The following is a 938-nucleotide window of genomic DNA, read 5'->3' on the forward strand; positions in this document are numbered from 1 at the left end:
GCTCCCCGTGGGCTGGCGGTGCGCATCAGCGCCGTGCACATGTGCAAGACCCAGCGCGGCGTGCGCGCCAGCCACCGCAGCCGCATGGTCAACACCTACTACTGGGGCGACATGGCCCAGGATGCTGAGCTCAAGCGCGAGTTCCTGCAGGAATGCACCGCCCTCGACCGTGCAGGTTCAGCGTAGGCCTGCCGCACCCGAGTGAACCAGCCCAACCGATCCTACTGAGACTCCTGAACCATGCGCTCAACCCGTGATCGTGTCTGTCATGCCATCAGCTTTGAGCTCGGCGGCCTTGTTCTTGTGTCACCACTCGGCGCGTGGGCCTTTGATCTGCCGCTGGCTGATATCACCGTGGTCAGGATAGCCTGTGCCATCATCGCAACGGTTTGGACGTACGCCTACAATTTAGCTTTCGACGCTGTCCTGCAGCGTCTGAGCGGGGAAACTGAGAAGAGCATCCCCATGCGCGTCTTGCAGGCGGTCCTGTTTGAGGCTGGGTTCTTGGCCATGCTGACGCCGCTCATGGCATGGTATCTCGGCATAAGCCTTGTCCAAACCCTCCTCATGGATGTGGCGTTCGCCTTGGTCTACGTCCTGTACGCGTTCGTGTTCAACTGGGCTTACGATTGTATTTTTACGACATCTGCATGGCAGGGGCCGGCGAGCTCAAAGCCGAGTTCCTACAGGAATGCGCCACGGTGGATGGTCGGATGGATGAAGGGCAAGCCAGCCTGAGATGGCATGGCAGAGGTCACGCCACCTGACAGGCCTTGCTGGCGCGCTAGGCTGCGAGGCTGGCACTCGTCGGAGCTTCACCGCGATAGATGCAGCCTTCCGATGAACCGGACATGCCGCGCTTGAGCTCGACCTCTTCGAGGTTGGGGAAGCGGGCCTTCACGAGCCTCCAGATATACGTGGTGACGTTCTCCAGCGAG

At 60.9% G+C, this 938-nt stretch carries 2 protein-coding genes; both read left to right on the forward strand.

What is annotated here, in order from left to right; translation table 11 throughout:
• On the forward strand, positions 1–186 hold a 186-nt coding region (locus tag FS320_RS44195; protein ID WP_192926438.1), incomplete at its 5' end, for a GTP cyclohydrolase I.
• Between the two features lie 54 nt (positions 187–240).
• Positions 241–738, forward strand: a complete 498-nt coding sequence (locus FS320_RS44200; protein WP_152718758.1) for a PACE efflux transporter — start codon at positions 241–243, stop codon at positions 736–738.
• The last annotated feature ends 200 nt before the right edge of the window (positions 739–938 follow it).

The sequence above is a fragment of the Microvirga tunisiensis genome (assembly GCF_009296175.1).
Taxonomy (GTDB): domain Bacteria; phylum Pseudomonadota; class Alphaproteobacteria; order Rhizobiales; family Beijerinckiaceae; genus Microvirga; species Microvirga tunisiensis.